Origin of the sequence: Pseudomonas citronellolis (genome assembly GCF_001586155.1) — a bacterium.
Classification (GTDB): Bacteria; Pseudomonadota; Gammaproteobacteria; order Pseudomonadales; family Pseudomonadaceae; genus Pseudomonas; species Pseudomonas citronellolis.
In genome coordinates, this window is the sequence record NZ_CP014158.1 from 5,060,565 (window position 1) to 5,080,710 (window position 20,146).

The 20,146-nt window shown below is 68.3% G+C and carries 20 protein-coding genes; 8 read left to right on the forward strand and 12 right to left on the reverse strand.

Going from position 1 to position 20,146, the window contains the following annotated elements; all coding sequences use genetic code 11:
- Positions 1 to 141: 141 nt before the first annotated feature.
- Positions 142 to 612, reverse strand: a complete 471-nt coding sequence (locus PcP3B5_RS21980; protein ID WP_043271020.1) for a MarR family winged helix-turn-helix transcriptional regulator — start codon at positions 610 to 612, stop codon at positions 142 to 144.
- Positions 613 to 752: 140 nt separating this feature from the next.
- Between PcP3B5_RS21980 and PcP3B5_RS21985 the strand changes: the two genes are divergently transcribed.
- From PcP3B5_RS21985 to PcP3B5_RS22000, 4 genes are all read left to right on the forward strand, one after another.
- Complete coding sequence (locus PcP3B5_RS21985) at positions 753 to 2,522, forward strand: N-acetylglutaminylglutamine amidotransferase (protein ID WP_061562401.1); 1,770 nt, start codon at positions 753 to 755, stop codon at positions 2,520 to 2,522.
- Positions 2,523 to 2,583: 61 nt separating this feature from the next.
- Positions 2,584 to 4,356, forward strand: a complete 1,773-nt coding sequence (gene ngg / locus PcP3B5_RS21990; RefSeq protein ID WP_009620475.1) for an N-acetylglutaminylglutamine synthetase — start codon at positions 2,584 to 2,586, stop codon at positions 4,354 to 4,356.
- Positions 4,353 to 5,555: an osmoprotectant NAGGN system M42 family peptidase gene (locus PcP3B5_RS21995; RefSeq protein WP_043315663.1), complete on the forward strand. Its 1,203-nt coding sequence runs from the start codon at positions 4,353 to 4,355 to the stop codon at positions 5,553 to 5,555. The genes ngg and PcP3B5_RS21995 overlap by 4 nt, the downstream gene beginning before the upstream one ends.
- 69 nt (positions 5,556 to 5,624) lie before the next feature.
- Positions 5,625 to 5,855: a YheU family protein gene (locus tag PcP3B5_RS22000; protein ID WP_043315660.1), complete on the forward strand. Its 231-nt coding sequence runs from the start codon at positions 5,625 to 5,627 to the stop codon at positions 5,853 to 5,855.
- Between the two features lie 455 nt (positions 5,856 to 6,310).
- Here the strand turns inward: PcP3B5_RS22000 and PcP3B5_RS22005 are convergent, their stop codons facing one another.
- From PcP3B5_RS22005 to PcP3B5_RS22045, 10 genes are all read right to left on the reverse strand, one after another.
- Positions 6,311 to 6,640, reverse strand: a complete 330-nt coding sequence (locus PcP3B5_RS22005) for a YnfA family protein (protein ID WP_009620480.1) — start codon at positions 6,638 to 6,640, stop codon at positions 6,311 to 6,313.
- Between the two features lie 18 nt (positions 6,641 to 6,658).
- The gene (locus PcP3B5_RS22010; protein ID WP_009620481.1) at positions 6,659 to 7,084 is read right to left on the reverse strand and encodes a hypothetical protein; all 426 of its coding nucleotides are present in this window, start codon (positions 7,082 to 7,084) and stop codon (positions 6,659 to 6,661) included.
- Between the two features lie 234 nt (positions 7,085 to 7,318).
- Positions 7,319 to 8,131, reverse strand: coding sequence for an SDR family oxidoreductase (locus PcP3B5_RS22015; RefSeq protein WP_009620482.1), 813 nt, complete (start codon positions 8,129 to 8,131; stop codon positions 7,319 to 7,321).
- Positions 8,132 to 8,259: 128 nt separating this feature from the next.
- Positions 8,260 to 8,565 (reverse strand): hypothetical protein, encoded by a 306-nt coding sequence (locus PcP3B5_RS22020; protein WP_009620483.1) that lies wholly within the window; start codon positions 8,563 to 8,565, stop codon positions 8,260 to 8,262.
- Positions 8,566 to 8,679: 114 nt separating this feature from the next.
- A complete protein-coding gene (locus tag PcP3B5_RS30400; RefSeq protein WP_009620484.1) occupies positions 8,680 to 8,832 on the reverse strand; it encodes a DUF3309 family protein in 153 nt (50 codons plus the stop codon).
- A 138-nt stretch (positions 8,833 to 8,970) separates the two neighbouring features.
- Positions 8,971 to 9,597, reverse strand: coding sequence for a 3'-5' exonuclease (locus PcP3B5_RS22025; protein WP_061562402.1), 627 nt, complete (start codon positions 9,595 to 9,597; stop codon positions 8,971 to 8,973).
- On the reverse strand, positions 9,594 to 11,384 hold the full coding sequence (locus PcP3B5_RS22030) for a DUF294 nucleotidyltransferase-like domain-containing protein (RefSeq protein ID WP_061562403.1): 1,791 nt from the start codon (positions 11,382 to 11,384) through the stop codon (positions 9,594 to 9,596). The genes PcP3B5_RS22025 and PcP3B5_RS22030 overlap by 4 nt, the downstream gene beginning before the upstream one ends.
- Before the next feature lie 77 nt (positions 11,385 to 11,461).
- The gene (locus PcP3B5_RS22035) at positions 11,462 to 13,117 is read right to left on the reverse strand and encodes a cation acetate symporter (protein WP_009620490.1); all 1,656 of its coding nucleotides are present in this window, start codon (positions 13,115 to 13,117) and stop codon (positions 11,462 to 11,464) included.
- Complete coding sequence (locus tag PcP3B5_RS22040) at positions 13,114 to 13,425, reverse strand: DUF485 domain-containing protein (protein WP_024128557.1); 312 nt, start codon at positions 13,423 to 13,425, stop codon at positions 13,114 to 13,116. The genes PcP3B5_RS22035 and PcP3B5_RS22040 overlap by 4 nt, the downstream gene beginning before the upstream one ends.
- 635 nt (positions 13,426 to 14,060) lie before the next feature.
- Complete coding sequence (locus PcP3B5_RS22045) at positions 14,061 to 14,918, reverse strand: glycine betaine ABC transporter substrate-binding protein (RefSeq protein ID WP_061562404.1); 858 nt, start codon at positions 14,916 to 14,918, stop codon at positions 14,061 to 14,063.
- A 276-nt stretch (positions 14,919 to 15,194) separates the two neighbouring features.
- On the opposite strand from PcP3B5_RS22045, the gene PcP3B5_RS22050 reads away from it, so the two are divergent.
- The gene (locus PcP3B5_RS22050) at positions 15,195 to 16,778 is read left to right on the forward strand and encodes a glycoside hydrolase family 17 protein (RefSeq protein WP_061563324.1); all 1,584 of its coding nucleotides are present in this window, start codon (positions 15,195 to 15,197) and stop codon (positions 16,776 to 16,778) included.
- A 1-nt stretch (position 16,779) separates the two neighbouring features.
- On the opposite strand, the gene PcP3B5_RS22055 is transcribed toward PcP3B5_RS22050, so the two are convergent.
- On the reverse strand, positions 16,780 to 17,151 hold the full coding sequence (locus PcP3B5_RS22055; RefSeq protein ID WP_061562405.1) for a hypothetical protein: 372 nt from the start codon (positions 17,149 to 17,151) through the stop codon (positions 16,780 to 16,782).
- A 171-nt stretch (positions 17,152 to 17,322) separates the two neighbouring features.
- Between PcP3B5_RS22055 and PcP3B5_RS22060 the strand changes: the two genes are divergently transcribed.
- The 3 genes from PcP3B5_RS22060 to PcP3B5_RS22070 all read left to right on the forward strand — a co-directional run bounded on the left by PcP3B5_RS22060 (position 17,323) and on the right by PcP3B5_RS22070 (position 20,096).
- The gene (locus PcP3B5_RS22060; protein ID WP_009620500.1) at positions 17,323 to 17,808 is read left to right on the forward strand and encodes a GNAT family N-acetyltransferase; all 486 of its coding nucleotides are present in this window, start codon (positions 17,323 to 17,325) and stop codon (positions 17,806 to 17,808) included.
- 110 nt (positions 17,809 to 17,918) lie between these two features.
- Positions 17,919 to 19,265 carry an alpha/beta fold hydrolase family protein gene (locus PcP3B5_RS22065; RefSeq protein ID WP_061562406.1) on the forward strand — a complete coding sequence of 449 codons (1,347 nt, stop codon included), beginning with the start codon at positions 17,919 to 17,921 and terminating at the stop codon, positions 19,263 to 19,265.
- Positions 19,266 to 20,096: an MlaA family lipoprotein gene (locus PcP3B5_RS22070; RefSeq protein WP_009620504.1), complete on the forward strand. Its 831-nt coding sequence runs from the start codon at positions 19,266 to 19,268 to the stop codon at positions 20,094 to 20,096. It abuts the gene before it with no gap.
- The last annotated feature ends 50 nt before the right edge of the window (positions 20,097 to 20,146 follow it).

Genomic DNA, 20,146 nt, shown 5'->3' on the forward strand with positions numbered 1-20,146 from the left:
CGGCGGCGTCTGGGTTGACCTTGGCGTGGGCTGTGGCTTCGGTGTATCGGCGGATAACCGCGAACGGTTATTCGCCCTACGCAGGGCACGGTCGTACCGCGATTGGACTCACAGGCCGCGCAGGGGCATTGCGTGGCCCCATCACTCCTCTTCCTCCTCCTCCGGCAACTCGAACAACTCCGCCGCCCGCAGCAACCCCGCCAACACCGCATGCCGCTCCCACTCGGGCAATTCGGCGAAGCGCGCCAGCACATACTCCGGCAACAGCGGCGGCGCCGACTGCAGCGCATCGCGGCCAGCGTCCTCCAGCAGCAACCACTGCTTGCGCCTGTCCTGCTCGTCACGCCGGCGCGCCAGCAGGCCACGGCTTTCCAGACGGTCGAGCACCCCGGACAGCGAAGCCTGGGACAGGCTCACGCGCTTGGCCAGGCGGCTGGCGGTGATCTCCCGCTCCACCAGCATCACCTGCAGGATCAGCAACTGCAGCGGCGTCAGCCCGCCGAAGCGGCTCAGGCGCTTGGCATGCACCTCGCTGCCCTGCTGCAGCCGCCGCAGGGCCTGGAACATGGACAGCGCATAGGCATCCTCCAAGGCATTTTTCCTTTCAACCATAATCAATCGTCCGTTCAAAAACCGCAGTAATTCATAAAAAAATCATAGAACTACTTTCACATGAAAGAGTCTTTCTGTTAACACAAAAAAGGGCCCCGGCCTGAACCCCATTCATCCCCAACGGAGAACCGGTAAGGAAAATGTGCGGCTTAGCAGGAGAACTACGCTTCGACAATCAACCGGCCGACCTCGCGGCGGTCGAACGCATCACCCACCATCTCGCCCCCCGCGGACCCGACGCCTGGGGCTTCCATAGCGAAGGGCCAGTGGCCCTTGGCCACCGCCGGCTGAAGATCATGGACCTGGCCGAAGCCTCCGGCCAGCCGATGATCGACACCACCCTGGGCCTGTCCCTGGTGTTCAACGGCGCCATCTACAACTACCCCGAGCTGCGCAAGGAGCTGGAAGCCCTCGGCTACCGCTTCTTCTCCGGCGGCGACACCGAGGTGCTGCTCAAGGGGTACCACGCCTGGGGCAAGGAGCTGTTGCCCAAGCTCAATGGCATGTTCGCCTTCGCCATCTGGGAGCGCGACGCCCGCCGGCTGTTCATCGCCCGCGACCGCCTGGGCATCAAGCCGCTGTACCTGGCCCGGGACGACAAGCGCCTGCGCTTCGCCTCCAGCCTGCCGGCGCTGCTGCAGGGCGGCGGCGTCGACACCAGCCTGGACGCCGAGGCGCTCAACCTCTACCTGAACTTCCACGCCGTGGTGCCCGCGCCGCGCACCATTCTCAACGGCGTGCGCAAGCTGCCGCCGGCGACCTGGATGAGCATCGACGCCGATGGCCGCAGCGAGCAGCACTGCTGGTGGCGCCTGGAATACGGCTGCCACGAGGACGAGCGCGAACTGCGCCTGGAAGACTGGGAAGACCGCGTGCTGGACAGCCTGCGCGAGGCCGTGGCCATCCGCCAGCGCGCCGCCCGCGAGGTGGGCGTGCTGCTCTCCGGCGGGGTGGACTCCAGCCTGCTGGTCGGCCTGCTGCACGAGGCCGGGGTGGACGACCTGCTGACCTTCTCCATCGGCTTCGAGGATGCCGGCGGCGAGCGCGGCGACGAGTTCCGCTACTCCGACCTCATCGCCCGCCGCTACGGCACGCGCCACCAGCAGCTGCGCATCGGCGAGAACGAGGTGATCGAGCAGCTGCCGGCGGCCTTCCGCGCCATGAGCGAACCCATGGTCAGCCACGACTGCATCGCCTTCTACCTGCTCGCCCGCGAGGTGTCGAAGCACTGCAAGGTGGTGCAGAGCGGCCAGGGCGCCGACGAACTCTTCGCCGGCTACCACTGGTACCCGCCCATGGTCGACGCCGCCTCGCCGCTGCACGCCTACCGCGCGGCCTTCTTCGACCGCAGCCACGGCGAGTACGAGGCCACGGTGCGTCCGGCCATGCGCGTGGAGGACGTAGCCCAGGCCTTCGTCGCCGAGCACTTCGCCATGCCCGGCGCCAGCGACGCGGTGGACAAGGCGCTGCGCCTGGACAGCACCATCATGCTGGTGGACGACCCGGTCAAGCGCGTCGACAACATGACCATGGCCTGGGGCCTGGAGGCCCGCGTGCCGTTCCTCGACTACCGCCTGGCCGAACTCTCGGCGCGCATCCCGGCGCGCTTCAAGCTCGGCGACGGCGGCAAGCAGGTGCTCAAGGCCGCGGCGCGGCGGGTGATCCCGGCCGAGGTGATCGACCGGCCCAAGGGCTACTTCCCGGTGCCGGGCCTCAAGCACCTGCAGGGCAACACCCGGGCCTGGGTCAGCGAACTGCTGCTGGACCCGAGCCAGGACCGCGGCCTGTTCGAGCCGGCGCAGATCGACCGCCTGCTCGGCAGCCCGCAGGACGACCTCACCCCGTTGCGCGGCTCCAAGCTCTGGCAGCTGGCCGCCCTCAACCTCTGGCTGACCGAACAGGGACTCTGACCCAGCCAGCAGCGCGGGCCGCCGGCACCATACCGGCGGCCCGCCCTCCAGGGAGCGAACCATGAAAAGCCATTTCAACCTGCCCCATCCGCACAACCAGCGCCTGCTGCGCGGCCAGGTGCCGACCTACCAGCGCCTGCAGGCGCGCTTCGCCGAGGACCACGAGCGGCCCGGCTGCGAGCCCCACAGCCTGCACTGCGGCTGGGGCCGGCTGCTGATCGGGCACACCTTCGCCGAACCCGACGCGCTGGCCGGCGAGCTGCTCAACGAGCGCCCCGGCGAGCGCGACATCGCCCTCTACGTGGCGGCGCCGCAGCAGGTGCTGGCCCATGCGCCGCAGCAGCTGTTCCTCGACCCCTCCGACACCCTGCGCCTGTGGTTCACCGACTACCGCCCGGCGCGCCGCTCGTTCCGCGGCTTCCGCATCCGCCGGGTACACGGCGAGGACGACTGGGCGGCGGTCAACCGCCTGTACCTGGCCCGCGGCATGCTGCCGGTGGACGCGCAGCGGCTCACCCCGCACTACCAGGGCGGGCCCACCTACTGGCTGGCCGAGGACAGCGAGACCGGCAATGCGGTCGGCGCGGTCATGGGCCTGAACCACGCCAAGGCCTTCCACGACCCCGAAGGCGGCTCCAGCCTCTGGTGCCTGGCGGTGGACCCGCAATGCAGCCGGCCCGGCGTCGGCGAGGCGCTGGTGCGCCACCTGATCGAGCACTTCATGAGCCGCGAACTGGCCTACCTCGACCTCTCGGTGCTGCACAGCAACAAGCAGGCGAAGGCGCTGTACCGCAAGCTGGGCTTCCGCGAGCTGGCGACCTTCGCCATCAAGCGCAAGAACGGCATCAACCAGCCGCTGTTCCTCGGTCCCGGCCCCGAGCAGGGCCTGAACCCCTACGCCCGGATCATCGTCGACGAGGCCCATCGCCGCGGCATCGAGGTGCAGGTGCAGGACGCCGAGGCCGGCATCTTCAGCCTGACCCAAGGCGGCCGGCGCATCCGCTGCCGCGAGTCGCTGTGCGACCTGACCAGCGCGGTGAGCATGACCCTCTGCCAGGACAAGCGCCTGACCCACCGGGCGCTGGAACGCGCCGGGCTGAAGCAGCCGCAGCAGCGCCTGGCCGCCAGCGCCGCGGACAACGCCGCCTTCCTCGCCGAGCACGGCGCGCTGGTGGTCAAGCCGGTGGACGGCGAGCAGGGCCAGGGCGTGGCGGTGAACCTGACGAACAGCGAAGAGGTCGAGGCCGCCATCGAACACGCCCGCCAGTTCGACGGCCGCGTGCTGCTGGAGAGCTACCACCCCGGCCAGGACCTGCGCGTGCTGGTGATCGGCTACGAGGTGGTGGCCGCCGCGGTGCGCCACCCGGCCACGGTGATCGGCGACGGCCGCCACAGCATCCGCCAGCTGATCGAGGCGCAGAGCCGCCGGCGCCAGGCCGCCACCGGCGGCGAAAGCCGCATCCCCCAGGACGGCGAGACCGAGCGCACCCTGCAGGCCGCCGGCTTCGGCTACGACGACGTGCTGCCCGAAGGCCGCCGCCTGGCCGTGCGCGGCACCGCCAACCTGCACACCGGCGGCACCCTGGAAGACGTCACCGACAAGCTCCACCCGGCCCTGAGCGAGGCCGCCATCCGCGCCGCGCGGGCGCTGGAAATCCCGGTCACCGGGCTCGACCTGCTGGTGCCCGACGTGGAGGGCGAGGACTACGTGATCATCGAAGCCAACGAGCGCCCGGGCCTGGCCAACCACGAGCCGCAGCCCACCGCCGAACGCTTCCTCGACCTGCTCTTCCCGCTCAGCCGCGAACCCCTGGACCGCGAGGTGCCCGCATGAGCCGACTGCCGCAACCGGACCTCAACTACCTGCAGCGGGTGCTGCTGGAGATGCTCGCCATCCCCAGCCCCACCGGCTTCACCGACACCATCGTGCGCTACGTCGCCGAGCGCCTGGAGGAGATCGGCATCCCCTTCGAGATGACCCGCCGCGGGACCATCCGCGCGACCCTCGCCGGCCGCCGCAACAGCCCGGACCGCGCGGTCTCGGCGCACCTGGACACCATCGGCGCCATCGTCCGCGAGATCAAGCCCAACGGCCGCCTGGCGCTGGCCCCGGTGGGCTGCTGGTCGAGCCGCTTCGCCGAGGGCAGCCGCGTCACCGTGTTCTGCGACAACGGCGTGCTGCGCGGCAGCGTGCTGCCGCTGATGGCCTCGGGGCACGCCTTCAACACCGCGGTGGACAGCCTGCCGATCAGCTGGGACCACGTCGAGCTGCGCCTGGACGCCTACACCGTGAGCCCGGCCGACAGCGCCTCGCTGGGTGTGTCCATCGGCGACTTCGTGGCCTTCGACCCGCTGCCGGAGTTCACCGACAGCGGCCACATCAGCGCCCGCCACCTGGACGACAAGGCCGGCGTGGCGGCGCTGCTGGCGGCGCTCAAGGCCATCGTCGAAAGCGGCCAGGAACCGCCGATCGACTGCCACCCGCTGTTCACCATCACCGAGGAGATCGGCTCCGGCGCGGCCGGCGCCCTGCCCTGGGACGTGAGCGAGTTCGTCGGCATCGACATCGCCCCGGTGGCCGAGGGGCAGAACTCCAGCGAACACGCAGTCAGCGTGGCCCTGCAGGACTCCGGCGGGCCCTACGACTACCACCTCTCGCGGCACCTGCTGCGCCTGGCCGAGCGCCACGAGGTGGCGGTGCGCCGCGACCTGTTCCGCTACTACCACAGCGACGCGCAGTCGGCGATCGAGGCCGGCCACGACATCCGCACCGCGCTGCTGGCCTTCGGCTGCGACGCCACCCACGGCTACGAGCGTACCCATATCGACAGCCTGGCCAACCTGGCGCGCCTGCTTTGCGCCTACCTGCTCAGCCCGCCGGTGTTCGACAGCGACGCCGAGCCCAAGGAAGGCGCCATCGAGCGCTTCAGCAAGCAGCTGGAACACCCGGTGCACATGGAGAGCACCACCCACGTGCAACCGGTGGGCGAGTTGCTGGACAACGGCAAGGACGACGAAAAGGGGCGCCACTGAGGCGCCCCGGACTCGCCGCCGGCGCGGTGCGCGACTAGAATCGCCGCCTGTTCCGCCGAGTGCCCGCCCATGCTGATTCCCTACGACCTGCTCGAAGCCGAGACCCTCAACAACCTGCTGGAAGACTTCGTCACCCGCGAAGGCACCGACAACGGCGACGACACGCCCCTGGCCACCCGCGTCGAACGCGCCCGCCACGCGCTCAGGCGCGGCGAGGCGGTGATCGTGTTCGATCCGGAGAGCCAGCAGTGCCAACTGATGCTCAAGGTGGAAGTGCCGAAGGAGTGGCTGGAGAGCTGAGCGATACCCATCGCCACGGCCGCATGGGTTTCGCTTCGCTCAACCCATCCTACGGGGTGTGTGGTGGTGTAGGAGCGCGCCCTGCGCGCGATATCGCGGGCAGGGCCCGCTCCTACAGGGGTACGCCATGGCTGATGCCGCGTAGGAGCGAGCTTGCTCGCGAATGGCGCTTGCCGGGGACTTTAGGTGCTGGGCTTTGGAGCGCCCTCTCCCCAGCCCTCGGCTGCGCGCCCCGCCCTGAAGGGAGAGGGGGCTTGTCCGTGCCGAGAGAGGAAATGGTTTCAGCCGGCAACCTTCGGAGTTGCCGGCTAACTCCAAAATACCCGAGCACGCCGAACGGTCCCCTCTCCCTTCAGGGAGAGGGTTAGGGAGAGGGAACAGAGGTGGGCCCGGCAGCGGAGTCACCGGGGAGCTTGTTCGCGAGCAAGCTCGCTCCTACGAAAAGCCAGCCTCCATCAAGGCGCCAACTTCGGCCCCAGCAGCACCACGCTCGCCCCCACGATGCACAGCGCCACGCCCAGCCAGTCGCTCCACAGCGGCCGGCTCTTCTCCACATAGGCCAACCAGAACAGCGACGCCGCCACGTAGATGCCGCCATAGGCCGCATAGGAACGCCCGGCATAGGCCGCCTCGACGCGGGTCAGCAGCAGGGCGAAGCACAGCAGGCTGAACAGCCCGGGAATTATCCACAGGGGCGTGCGGTCCAGGCGCAGCCAGAGGAAGAAGGCGTAGCAGCCGGCGATCTCGCAGAACGCCGCCAGGAGGAACCACAGGTAGTTGAGCATCTCGCTTTCCTTGGCGGCTCAGCCGCGCAGGCCGCCTTCGCGTTCCCAGGCGCAGCGTACCCGCAGGTCGCCTTCCTGGGGGCTGTGGAAGCCGCGTTCGGATTCCCAGCGGAAGGTGTGGCAGCCGTTGAGTTCGGTTTCCAGGTGCACCACCGCGCTGGCCCAGTACAGGCGCTTGAGCAGCGCCTCGAACTGTTCCACCCACAGGTTCCACTCGTATTCGATGGCCGGGTAGCTGGCGCCGAAGTGGATCACCTGGGACTGGTACAGGCCGGCACCTTCCTGCTCGCAGCGGCTGAACATCTCGCGGCCGAGGAACGGCCAGGCCTCGCCCATCGGCAGGCTGTCCAGCACCTTGCGGTTGGCCGCGCGGCGCAGGCGCCGCTCCATGGAGTCGCCGGGCCAGTCGCGGATGCAACCATAGACGATGGATTCGGACTGCAAGACGGTGAGACTCCCTCTGGACGACGCTGCCTTCTAGCACAGGCGCTGGCGCCACGGAAGCGCCGGGCGGCAATGTTGCGTGGCCTGGCCCGGAAAAGCGAAAGCCCCGCGATGGAGGCGGGGCTTTCACTGGGGTCCAACTTACATCGGCAGGCAGGCCGGTGAAGCAAAACTACGCTTTTGCACCGCCCTGGGCAAGCGCTGTTTTCGCTTGCACCGAAGCGGTGCAGAGACTCAGGCCAGGCTGCGCTGCTTGGCCTTCATCTTCTGCGCCATGCGCGTCATCTCGTCGTAGATCGCCTGCGGGTTCTGCTGCTTGACCTGCCAGGCCAGGCGGCCCTGCTCGTGGGGCAGGATCATGAAGCTGCCGCGCTCGACTTCCTGGTGGATGTAGTCGGCGATGTCGGCGGCGCTGATCGGCGAGCCTTCCAGCAGCTTGCCCACCTGGTTCTTCATGTCCGGGCTGGGGCCGCGGAAGGAATCCAGCAGGTTGGTCTGGAAGAACGACGGGCAGACCACGTGGACCTTCACGTCCACCAGGCTCAGCTCGGCCAGCAGGCTTTCCGACAGGGCCACCACGCCGGCCTTGGCCACGTTGTAGTTGCTCATCGCCGGGCCCTGCATCAGCGCGGCCATGGAGGCGATATTGACGATGCGCCCCTTGCTGCGCTCCAGCAGCGGCAGGAAGGCCTTGCAGCCCTTGACCACGCCCATCAGGTTGATGGAGATCTGCCAGTCCCAGTCCTCTAGCGACAGCTCCTCGAAGAAGCCGCCGGAGGCCACGCCGGCATTGTTGACGATGACGTCGATGCCGCCGAGCTTCTCCTCGCAGGCCTGGGCCAGCGCCGTCAGCTGGCTGTAGTCGCGCACGTCGCAGCGCTGGGTGAAGCCGTCGCCGCCGGCCTCGCGCACCAGGCGCAGGGTTTCGGCCAGGCCGTCGTCGTTGATGTCGGCCAGGGCCAGGCGCCAGCCTTCGCGGGCCCAGCGCAGGGCGATTTCGCGGCCCAGGCCGGAACCGGCGCCGGTGATCATCATGCGGTTTTGCATAGGGGGTTGCCTTGTCTTGTCCGGGGAATTGTCCGGCAGTGTAGCCAAGGCCCCGCCCGCGCTGCGCTTTAATCAGGCTGCTGAATGGCGCCGGCAAACCGGCGCCACAGCCAGGTAAGGCGCGGCCTTCAGAACAATGGAAGCAGCAGACAGGAAAGCTTCCCGAGAACCAGTGCGACGCCCGCGAAGATCAGCACGAAGGCCGCGCAATTGACCTTCTCGCGACGCAGGCCGGCGAACGAATGCACGCGGTAACGCAACAGGAAGAAGCCCAGCGCCAGCAGCAGGGCCGGGGCGAAATAGACGAACTGCCAGTAGCGTTGCGGATCGCTCTCCCGCGCCAGCCAGTCCGCCGCCGGCAGCGCCACCAGGCCACTGAGCAACTGGCCGAGCAGCCACAGGCTGCCCAGGGCGACCAGTACGACTCCGAGCATTCCCTTTCCCCCGTCCTGCAAAAGGCCATCATGGTAGGGCGTGGGCGGACGGCGGGCTGTGTCCTGGATCACTTTGCGCACGTTGCGCCGGCGGCGAACCGCAAAGGGTTCACGCTATACGTAGCCCAGCAGGAGCATGACCAGCAGCACCACCAGGACCACGCCGAGGATCCCCGAGGGCCCGTAGCCCCAGCTGCGCGAATAGGGATACACCGGCAGGCCGCCGATGAGCAGAAGGATGAGGATGACCAGCAGAATGGTTCCCATGGTGCGCCTCCCGTAGGCAGTCGGACGGCACGCCGGCAATGCCGGCCCGCGTCCGCGGAACGGGCAGCGCACGGGCTGCCCACCTGCTATTGGGACTGGCGCCGCAACGCCGGGATTCAGTTTTTCTGCGCCGCGGGCTCAGTGCTGCAGGTCGGGCAGCGAGCCCTTGCGCAGACGCAGGAACATCAGCGCCACGCTGCGCGCATCGCCCAGCGCGGTGTGGCGGCCCTCCACGGGAATGCCCAGGGTGCGCGCCAGGGTGTCGAAGCGCAGGTCCAGGTGCAGGTCCGGGTAGCGCCGCGCCATCTTGCGTTGGTACAGCGCGGAGACCTCGATGCGCGGATTGCCCAGGGCCTCGCCCAGGCGCTCGCGCAGGTGGCGGCGCAGCACGGCGACGTCGAACGACAGGTAGTAGCCCAGCAGCGGGCGGTCGCCGATGAAGGCCAGCGTCCGGCGCAGCGCCTCGTCCAGCGGCAGCTGGCCTTCGAGGTCGGCGCGGCGCAGCTTGTGGATGCGGATCGACTCGCCGTCGAGGCTGGCTGGCGGCTCCACCAGCAGCTCCAGGCGCTCGCCGAGCATCAGCTTGCCGCGGCGGATGAGCACCGCGCCAATGCTGAGGATGTCCGCCTTGCGCGGGTCGAGGCTGGTGGTCTCCAGGTCCAGGGAGACGATCTCCTCGGCCTCCTCCGGGGCGTGCAGGCACCAGTACAGCCGGCGGCGCCAGCCGGACCAGTGATGGTCGGGAATCTTCACCTGGGCGTTCATCGGCTCTCCAGGTGGAACTGCCGTTCCAGGCTCTGCTTGAACTTCTTCACCGCATGCAGGCCGAAGCGCAGCATGTCGCGCTCGTGGCGGCTCAGGCGGGCGACGTCCAGGCCCTGCTGGCGGCCGTCGCGCTCGCCGGCCAGTTGCTGGACCAGGCGCAGCTGCAGGAACAGCTCGAAGGCCTCGGCGAGATTCTCCGCCAGGCCCTCGTCGAGCACGCCGCGCGCCTTCAGCGCTTCCAGCCGGGCCAGGCTGCCGCGCGCCTCCAGGCCCTCGCGCAGGGCCAGCACGCGGCAGCCGTGGACGATGGGGAAGATACCGCCGCGCTTGATGTCCAGGTGTTCTTCGCGGGTCTTCAGCTGGCCGAGGAAGGTCAGCGGAGTGTCGAACTGCTGGGCCGCCACGGCGATGTCCGCCAGCCAGCGCTCGCCGTCCGCGGCGAAGCCCAGCAGGCCCTGGCGCAGGCCGTCGAACAGCTGGCGGTTGCCGGCCACCGGCCAGGCGTCGGCGAGGATCGACAGGCGCAGCAGTTGTTCCGGGCGCCCCTCCAGGGCCGTGGCATTCAGCTCGCGCTGCCAGGCGGCCAGCGGCTTGCACCACTGCGCGTGGCTGGCCATGACGCCGCCGGGGCACGGCGGGTAGCCGCAGGCCAGCAGTGCTTCGCTGAAGCGCTGCATCAGCGCCAGGGCCTGCTCCTGGGGGAAGTCGTCGGCGAGGATCAGGGCGTTGTCCTGGTCGGTCTTGAGCAGTTGCTCGCCGCGGCCTTCGCTGCCCATCACCACCAGGCAGCAGCGGCTGCGCAGCGGCGCCGGTATCAAGAGTTCGAAGAGGCGTTCGAGCAATTGCTCGTTGAGCGCGCCGACCAGCTGCATGATGAAGCGCAGGCGGATGCCGTTGCCGGCCAGGGTGGCGATCAGGGTGTGCAGCGTCTCGGCGGCGCCGCGCAGTTCCTCCTCGGTCTCGGCGCGGGCGATGCGCAGCGCCAGGACGTGGGAATGGGTGGAGAACAGGCTGAGCACCTGGGTCAGGTGCAGCAGGCCGACCACTTCGCCGTCCTCGTGCACCGCGACGCGCTCGATGCGCAGGCGCGTCATGAGGATCATGGCGTCGAACAGGAAGTCGCCCAGCTCGACACTGGCCAGCGGGCCGTGGGCGAGCGGGCCGATGGCCTCGTCCTCGGCGCGGCCGTCGCGGAAGTGCGCGCGCATCAGGTCGGTGCGGGTGACGATGCCCAACTCGCCGCCGCTGCGCACCAGCAGGGCGTCGGCGCCATGGCTGAGCTGCAGGCGCGCGGCGTCGCCCAGGGGCAGCCCGGCGTCCACTTCGATGGCCGGCAGCAGGTGTTCGCGGGCGATGCGGGTGAGGATGAATTCGGCCAGGTTCTGCCCGTCGCGCCGCGCCAATTGGCGCTTGGCCGCGAGGTCGGCCTGGAAGAAGCGGGCGAAGCCGGGGTTGTCGCCGCACAGCTGGTGGAAGGTGCTGGCCGGCAGTTCGTAGAGGATGCTCTCCTCCACCGCGCGGTAGGCATGCTTGCTGCTGCCGGAGAACAGCCCGCGGATGTCGAACAGGTCGTCGCCAGCGTACTGGGCGAACAAACGGCCGTCCTCGCCGCGTTCCTCCACCACACCCTTGAGCACGATGAACAGGCAGGGCACCGCCGCGCCGGCTTCGAGCACGGTCTCGCCACTGGTGTAGTAGGCGACGCTCAGGGCCTCGGCGAAGGTCTGGCGCTCGCTCGCGCGCAACTGGTCGAACGGCGGCGCGGAGAAGTTGAAGCTCTCGGGCATCGCGAGCCCCTTGTAGCAGTGCGTAAAAGGCGAAGCCGGAGGCGAGCCTCCGGCTTCGTCGGGTCAGCCGCGAGGCATCAGTGGGCTACTGCGCCACTGGCGCCCAGGCCGGTCTGCGAGCGGATGAACTGCGGGAAGAAGCGTGCGCGCTCCTCGTCCGCCGCCGCCGACTTGTCGGTGATGGAGAAGAACCAGATGCCGATGAAGGCCACGGCCATGGAGAACAGCGCCGGGTATTCGAACGGGTAGATGGCTTTCTCGTGGCCGAGGATCTGCACCCAGATGGTCGGGCCGAGGATCATCAGCACCACCGCGGTGATCAGGCCCAGCCAGCCGCCGATCATGGCGCCGCGGGTGGTCAGCTTCTTCCAGTACATCGAGAGCAGCAGCACCGGGAAGTTGCAGCTGGCGGCGATGGAGAAGGCCAGGCCGACCATGAAGGCGATGTTCTGCTTCTCGAACAGGATGCCGAGGACGATCGCGACCACGCCCAGGGCGACGGTGGTGATCTTCGACACGCGCAGCTCGTCCTTCTCGTTGGCCTTGCCGCCCTTGATCACGCTGGCGTACAGGTCGTGGGACACCGCCGAGGCACCGGCCAGGGTCAGGCCGGCGACCACCGCGAGGATGGTGGCGAAGGCCACCGCGGAGATGAAGCCGAGGAACAGGCTGCCGCCCACGGCGTCGGCCAGGTGCACGGCGGCCATGTTGTTGCCGCCGATCAGGGCGCCGGCGGCGTCCTTGAAGGCCGGGTTGGTGCTCACCAGCACGATGGCGCCGAAGCCGATGATGAAGGTCAGGATGTAGAAGTAGCCGATGAAGCCGGTGGCGAAGAACACCGACTTGCGGGCTTCCTTGGCGTCACTGACGGTGAAGAAGCGCATCAGGATGTGCGGCAGGCCGGCGGTGCCGAACATCAGCGCGAAGCCCAGGGAGAAGGCCGAGATCGGGTCCTTCACCAGGCCGCCGGGGCTCATGATGGCCTCGCCTTTGGGGTGCACCTTGATGGCTTCGGAGAACAGCGCGCTGATGTCGAAGTTGACGTGCTTGAGCACCATGATCGCCATGAAGGAGGCGCCGCACAGCAGCAGCACGGCCTTGATGATCTGTACCCAGGTGGTGGCCAGCATGCCGCCGAACAGCACGTAGAGCACCATCAGGATGCCGACCATGACCACGGCGACGTGGTAATTCAGGCCGAACAGCAGCTCGATCAGCTTGCCGGCGCCGACCATCTGCGCGATCAGGTAGAAGGCCACCACCACCAGCGAGCCGCAGGCGGACAGGGTGCGGATGTCCTTCTGCTTGAGGCGGTAGGAGGCCACGTCGGCGAAGGTGTACTTGCCGAGGTTGCGCAGGCGCTCGGCGATCAGGAAGAGAATGATCGGCCAGCCCACGAGGAAGCCGATGGAGTAGATCAGGCCGTCGTAGCCGGAGGTGAACACCAGCGCGGAAATCCCCAGGAAGGACGCGGCGGACATGTAGTCGCCGGCGATCGCCAGGCCGTTCTGGAAGCCGGTGATGCTGCCGCCTGCGGTGTAGAAGTCGGCGGCCGACTTGCTGCGCTTGGAGGCCCAGTAGGTGATGCACAGGGTGAAGCCGACGAAGGCGACGAACATGACGATCGCCGAGACGTTGATCGGCTGGCGCTGCACATCGCCGGTCAGGGCGTCGGCCCAGAGGGCGGGGGCGAAGGCGGCCAGGCCGAGGGCCGCGAACAGGCGGGCGATCATTGCTGGACCTCCTTGAGGACTTCCTGGTTCAGGCGGTCGAACTCGCCATTGGCGCGGCGCACGTAGATGCCGGTGAGGACGAAGGCGGACAGAATCAGCCCGACGCCCAGGGGAATGCCCCAGGTCACCGAGGAATCGGGGCTCACCTTGGTGCCCAGCACTTGCGGTTCGAATGCGATCAGCAGGATGAAGGCCACGTACAGGCCCAGCATGATCAGTGAGAGCAGCCAGGCGAATCGCTCGCGTTTGGCCACCAGTTCCTTGAAGCGCGGATTGGTATCAATCCGCTGGTAGATGCTGTCGTTCATTTTGTTCTTGTCCTCACAGCGGGGGATGACGCGGATGTCGTCGATCCCCACTTTAGGACTCTGGTGCAAGGCCTCCAGACGACTTTAGTCGTAGCGGGCTGGGAGTGGCTTTCTAGAGCCTTCGGCGCAGAAATGGCGGAGGTACCTGTAGGAGCGAGCTTGCTCGCGAATGGGGTTTGCCGGGAGTTATGGTGCTGGGTTCAAGGGCGCCCTCACCCCAGCCCTCTCCCAGAGGGAGAGGGGGCCGTTCGGAGTGGCTTGCCAGTCCGGCACCCTCCTCCACTCCCGTCATTTGCCGACCGCGCCAGGGTGATTTTCGTAGGATGGGTTGAGCCTTGCCGGCCACGCCGTGGGGCTCTTCGCAGGAGCCGCTCCTACGCCGCCCACCCGCACCATTCCCATGTAGGAGCGCGCCCTGCGCGCGAAATCGCGGGCAGGGCCCGCTCCTACAGTTCCAGGAAGGCCGGGCGTAGGAGCGGACCTTGTCCGCGATTGGATTCACCGGCCACGCCAGGCGCCCCGGTGGCACGAACAGCCCCCAACAAACAAAAAAGCCGCTTCCCCCAAAAGGGAAGCGGCTCTCCTCACAACCTCCACCGCCCCGGCAGCAACCTACCGCCAGGCCAGGCAAAGCCTTACTGCGTCCACTCCTTCACCCGGTCCGGATGGCTGGCCACCCACTGCTTGGCCGCCGCCTCGGGCTTGGCGCCGTCCTGGATGGCGAGCATCACCTGGCCGATCTCCGCGCCGTCCTTCCACTGCAGCTTCTTCAGCAGCGCCCAGACTTCCGGGGCCTTCTTCTCCAGCGCCGGGTTGGCCACGCTGTCGACGTGCTCTTCCTCGCCGTAGACCTTCTTCGGGTCATCGAGGAACTTCAGCTTCCACTTGGCGAACATCCAGTGCGGAATCCAGCCGGTCACCGCCACCGCCTTCTTGTCGTTCTCGGCGCGGGTCAGCTCGGCGATCATGCCGCTGCCGGAGCTGGCCACCAGCTTGTAGTCCAGGCCGTAGTCCTTGATCGCCTGGTCGGTCTTGAGCATCACCCCGGCGCCGGCGTCGATGCCGACGATGCGGCCGCCGAAGTCGTCCTTCATCGCCTGGAGGTCTTCGATGCTGTTGGCCTTGACGTACTCCGGCACGATCAGGCCGATCTTTGCTCCGGGGTAGTTGACGCCCAGGTTGACCACCTGGTCCTTCATCTTCGCGTAGTAGGCGCCGTGGGTCACCGGCAGCCATGCCGAGAGCATGGCGTCGAGCTTGCCGCGGGCCACGCCCTGCCACATGATCCCGGCCGCCACCGGCATCAGCTTGACCGGGTAGCCGAGCTTCTCGCGGATCACCTCGGCGGCCACGTGGGTGGTCGCCACGCTGTCCGACCAGCCATCCACGTAGCCGATGGTGATCTCCGGCTTGGCCGCCGCACCGGCCAGGCCCGCTGCCGCCGACAGCACGAGCCCCGCACCCAGGCCCATCAGTCGTCGCATCATTCGCATAAGAGTCTCCCCTTGTTCTAGGTTCACCGGAACGAGCGCTCCGGGACGGTCTTGGCCGCCCCTCCATCATCTGCGCGAGGGGCTGGCGGGCTGCTCCGAGAACGACGCGCAACCTGCCGGTACGCGACAACGACTGTCCAATTGCGACAACCACGGAGCATTTACGACATGCTCGTGTCCCCCACTGATGCCAGAGAGCCATCCCACGCTCGTCTGCGCAGACGCCGGAGGCGGGGCATTGCTAAGATGCGCGACCTGCTCGAAAGCACCGCGCCCATGCCCAGATTCCAGCGCCATCCTTTTTCAGCCTACTGTCTCGGTCTGCTCCTGGCCACCCTTGCCCTCTGCGCCACCTGGTACCTGCAAGGCCGCGCCATCGTCCTGCCCGACGCGGCTGGCCCCACGCACAAGCTGCAGTGCGCCTCCTACAGCCCCTTCGGCAAGGACCAGTCGCCCTTCGACCAGCCCTTCACCCTGCGCCCGGCGCAGATGGACGCCGACCTGGCGCTGCTGGCGACGCGCTTCACCTGCGTGCGCACCTATTCCATGAGCGGCCTGGAGGGCATTCCCGAGCTGGCCCGCAAGCATGGCCTGAAGCTGATCCTCGGCGCCTGGATCAACGCCATCCCCGCCGACAGCGAGCGCGAGGTGCAGAAGCTGATAACGGCGGCCAACGCCTACCCCGACGTGGTCCTGGCGGTAATCGTCGGCAACGAGACGCTGCTGCGCCAGGAGGTCACCAGCAAGTACCTCGAAGGCCTGCTGGCGCGGGTGAAGAGCCAGGTGCGCCAGCCGGTGTCCTACGCCGAGGTCTGGGAATACTGGCTCAAGCACCCGCAGCTGGCGGCCAGCGTCGACTTCATCACCCTGCACCTGCTGCCCTACTGGGACAACCAACCCAGCGGCATCGACGGTGCCCTGGAGCACGTCGCGGACATCCGCCGGCGCTTCGACCAGGCCTTCCCCGGCAAGGCCATCCTGATCGGCGAGACCGGCTGGCCCAGCGAGGGCCGCCAGCGCCAGACCGCCCTCCCCAGCCGCGTCAACGAGGCGCGCTACATCCGCGATTTCGTGCGCCTGGCCGAGGAACACGGCTGGCGCTACAACCTGATCGAGGCCTTCGACCAGCCGTGGAAGCGCCGCATCGAAGGCGCCGTGGGCGGCTACTGGGGCCTGTTCGACGCCGACCGGCAGGACAAGAACGTGCTTGCCGGGCCGGTTTCCAACCAACCGGACTGGCCGCTCTGGCTGGGCCTTTCGCTGGCGCTGTGGGGCGCCGCCCTGCTGCTCGGCGGCCGCCCGGCCCACGCCCGTGACGCCCTGCTGCAACCGCTGGCCGCCGCCCTCGGCGCTGCCTGCGTCGGCCTGTGGGGCGCCCAGGCCCAAGTGATCTGCACCTTCCTCGACGAATGGCTGTGGGCGGCCTACCTGGTGCTGCTCAACCTGCTGGTGCTGCTGCACCTCTCCCTGGCGCTGGGCGCCGGGGCCGGTTGGCGCGCACGCCTGCTGGCCTGGCTGGAAGCCCGCGGCGGCTGGTGGCTGCTGGCCAGCGGCTTCGCCGGCGCGGTGTGGATGCTGGCCCTGGTGTTCGACGCGCGCTACCGCAACTTCCCCAATGCGGCGCTGCTGTTCCCGGCGCTGGTCTACCTCTGCCGGCCGGCGACCGCGCCACGCCGCGAGGCTAGCCTGCTGGCGCTGCTGATCGCCGCGGGCATCGTCCCGCAACTCGTGCTGGAAGGGCTGGGCAACCGCCAGGCGTTGATCTGGGCGGGGATCGCCCTGCTGCTCGCCGGCGCCCTGTGGCGCGGCCTGCGCCAGGAAAGGTGCGTGGCGGCCACAGCCTCGGCGCCGGCCGCCTGACTCAGGCCCGCGCCGGGCGCGGCTGGCGCACCAGGCGCAGCCCGGCCAGCACCACGGCGAACACCGCCATGCTCACGCTGTAGAACACCAGCGCCAGCAGGCCGACGAACAGCGCCAGGGCCGCCAGCCACCAGCCGATGCGCCCCGGCAGCAGAAAGGCCGGCACGGACGCCGCCAGCGCCGCCTGGCCGAACACCCCGAAATGGATCAGCAGGCCCAGCCCGGAGCGCGCCTGGCACGCCCACAGCGCCGCATTGTCGGCGCACACGTCCACCCAACTGCCGTTTTCCAGCAGGCCGAAGCGCACGCCATAGCAGGCGGCCAGCCAGAGGGCGGCGAGGCAGAGCAGGATCAGCGATGAACGTGAGGGCATGGCGCCATTTTCCGCGGGCGAAGGGCGCCCAGCATAACCAGCGCAGAGGCCGATGCAAGAGGCTCGGAGCCCCTCGCGCGGGCGGCTACGGCAACCGCGCATCGCCGACCGCGAGGTTGCCAGCGCCGGGCCGGCACGGCATGCTCGGCGGTCCGCTTCAAGGAGATCGCCATGTCCCGCATCCAGCTGCGCCCTGCCCGCCCCGACGACGTCCCGCTGATTCTCGAACTGATCGCCGAGCTGGCCGACTACGAGCGCCTGTCCCACGAGAACAAGGCCGACGCCGGGCGCATGCATGAGCACCTGTTCGGCCCGCGCCCCTACGCCGAGGTGCTGATCGGCGAGGTGGACGGCGTCGGCGCCGGCTTCGCGCTGTTCTTCCACAACTACTCCACCTGGCTGAGCCAGCCCGGCATCTACCTCGAAGACCTCTACGTGCGCCCAAGCGCCCGTGGCCTGGGCCTGGGCAAGGCGCTGCTGAGCGAACTGGCGCGCCTGGCGGTGGAACGCAAGTGCGGGCGCCTGGAGTGGTCGGTGCTGGACTGGAACGAACCGGCCATCGGCTTCTACCGCAGCCTGGGCGCCGTGCCCCTGGACGAATGGACCGTCTACCGCCTGGCCGGCGATGCCCTCGCCCGCCTCGGCCGGCGCGACTGAACGACCACCCAGGAGGATTACGGACGCGTCCTACAGCACTTGTAGAACTTGCACTTGTCACAGCGCTCGGTTTCACTGCATTTCGCGTCCTACTGAAAGGAATCCACCGCATGCCTCTGCTTACGCGCGTGGCTGCCCTGCTCGGCAGCCTCGTCATGGGCTTCGCAGGTCCGGCGCTCGCCAGGGATGTCGACCCGGCCAGTTACGGCTACCCCCTGGGCAACCCCTTCGAAGCGACCATCGCCACCACCCCGGCGGAACTGCGCCCGCAACTGCCGGACGATGCCGACATCGACCAGCACGACTACGCCCTCAAGCTGCGTCCGGAGCGCGAGTTCCAGCTGCCGGACAACTTCTGGCCGGTGAAGAAGCTGCACTACCGCCTGGCCCGCCAGGACCACCCGGCGCCGCTGGTGTTCATCATCGCCGGCACCGGCGCCAGCTACCTCAGCAGCACCCCGGAATACCTCAAGCGCCTGTTCTACGGCGCCGGCTACCACGTGGTGCAGATTTCCTCGCCGACCAGCTGGGACTTCATGGCCGGCGCCTCGATGCGCGCCACCCCCGGCTACAGCCCCGACGACGCCGACGACCTGTACCGGGTGATGCAGGCGGTGCGCGCCCAGCACCCGAGCCTGCCGATCACCGGCTACTACCTCACCGGCTACAGCCTCGGCGCGCTGCACGCGGCCTTCGTCAGCCACCTCGACGAAACCCGCCGCAGCTTCAACTTCAAGCGCGTGCTGCTGCTCAACCCGCCGGTGAACCTCTACACCTCGGTGAGCAACCTCGACCGCCTGGTGCAGACCCAGGTCAAGGGCATCACCGACTCCAGGACCTACTACCAGCTGGTGCTCGGCAAGCTGACGCGCTACTTCCAGCAGAAGGGCTACATCGACCTCAACGATGCTTTCCTCTACGACTTCCAGCACTCCAAGCAGCACCTGACCAACGAAGAGATGGCCATGCTGATCGGCACGAGCTTCCGCTTCTCGTCCGCCGACATCGCCTTCACCTCGGACCTGATCAACCAGCGCGGGCTGGTCACCCCGCCGCACTACCCGATCAACGAGGGCACCAGCCTGGAACCCTTCTTCAAGCGCGCGCTGCAATGCGACTTCGACTGCTACATGGTCGAGCAGCTGATCCCCATGTGGCGCAAGCGCCATGGCGGCGGCAGCCTGCCGCAGCTGATCCAGCAGACCAGCCTGTACGCCCTGCAGCAGTACCTGCACGACACGCCGAAGATCGCCGTGATGCACAACGCCGACGACGTCATCCTCGGCCCCGGCGACATCGGCTTCCTGCGCCGCACCTTCGGCGACCGGCTGACGCTGTACCCGCTGGGCGGCCATTGCGGCAACCTCAACTACCGGGTCAACGCCCAGGACATGCTGGACTTCTTCCGCGGCCAGGACGCCACCCTGCAGGCCGCCGCCGACACAGGAAAGCGCTAGATGACCCGCCGATCCCCCTGGCTGCTGGCCCTGCTGCTGGGCAGCGCGCTGGCCCACGCCGACAACGCCTCCGACCTCGGCCCGGCGCCCGCCGTGCCGCCCTCGGCCGCCAGGCAGGTGCAGCTGACGCCCGACGCCGACGGCTTCAAGCACCCGCTGGACGCGCTCAAGTTCAACCCCGGCCTGGACCAGCGCGAGTTCGAACGCGCCACCCTCAGCGCGCTCAACGTCTACGACCCCTGGGAGTCGTGGAACCGCCGCGTCTACCACTTCAACTACCGCTTCGACGAGTGGGTGTTCCTGCCCGTGGTGCACGGCTACGAGTACGTCACCCCACGCTTCGTGCGCAGCGGCGTGAGCAACTTCTTCAGCAACATCGCCGAGGTGCCAAGCCTGCTCAACAGCCTGCTGCAGTTCAAGGGCAAGCGGGCCATGAACACCACCGCGCGGCTGCTGTTCAACACCACCTTCGGCGTACTCGGCCTGTGGGACCCGGCCACCCGCATGGGCCTGCCGCGGCAACCCGAGGACTTCGGCCAGACCCTCGGCTTCTACGGCGTGCCCGCCGGCCCCTACCTGATGCTGCCGATCCTCGGCCCGTCCAACCTGCGCGACACCGGCGGGCTGGTCACCGACTTCGTCGCCGGCCAGCAGGTGGACTACCTGGGCGTGGCCAGCGCCAGCGGCGACTACTGGGAAATCCCCACCCTGGAGGTCATCGACCGGCGCTACAGCAACAGCTTCCGCTACGGGCAGATGAACACGCCCTTCGAGTACGAGAAGCTGCGCTACTTCTATACCGAGGCGCGCAAGCTGCAGATCGGCGAATGAGTGGGCGGGCCGAATATCGACAAATTCGATATTCGGCCCGCAAAACTCGC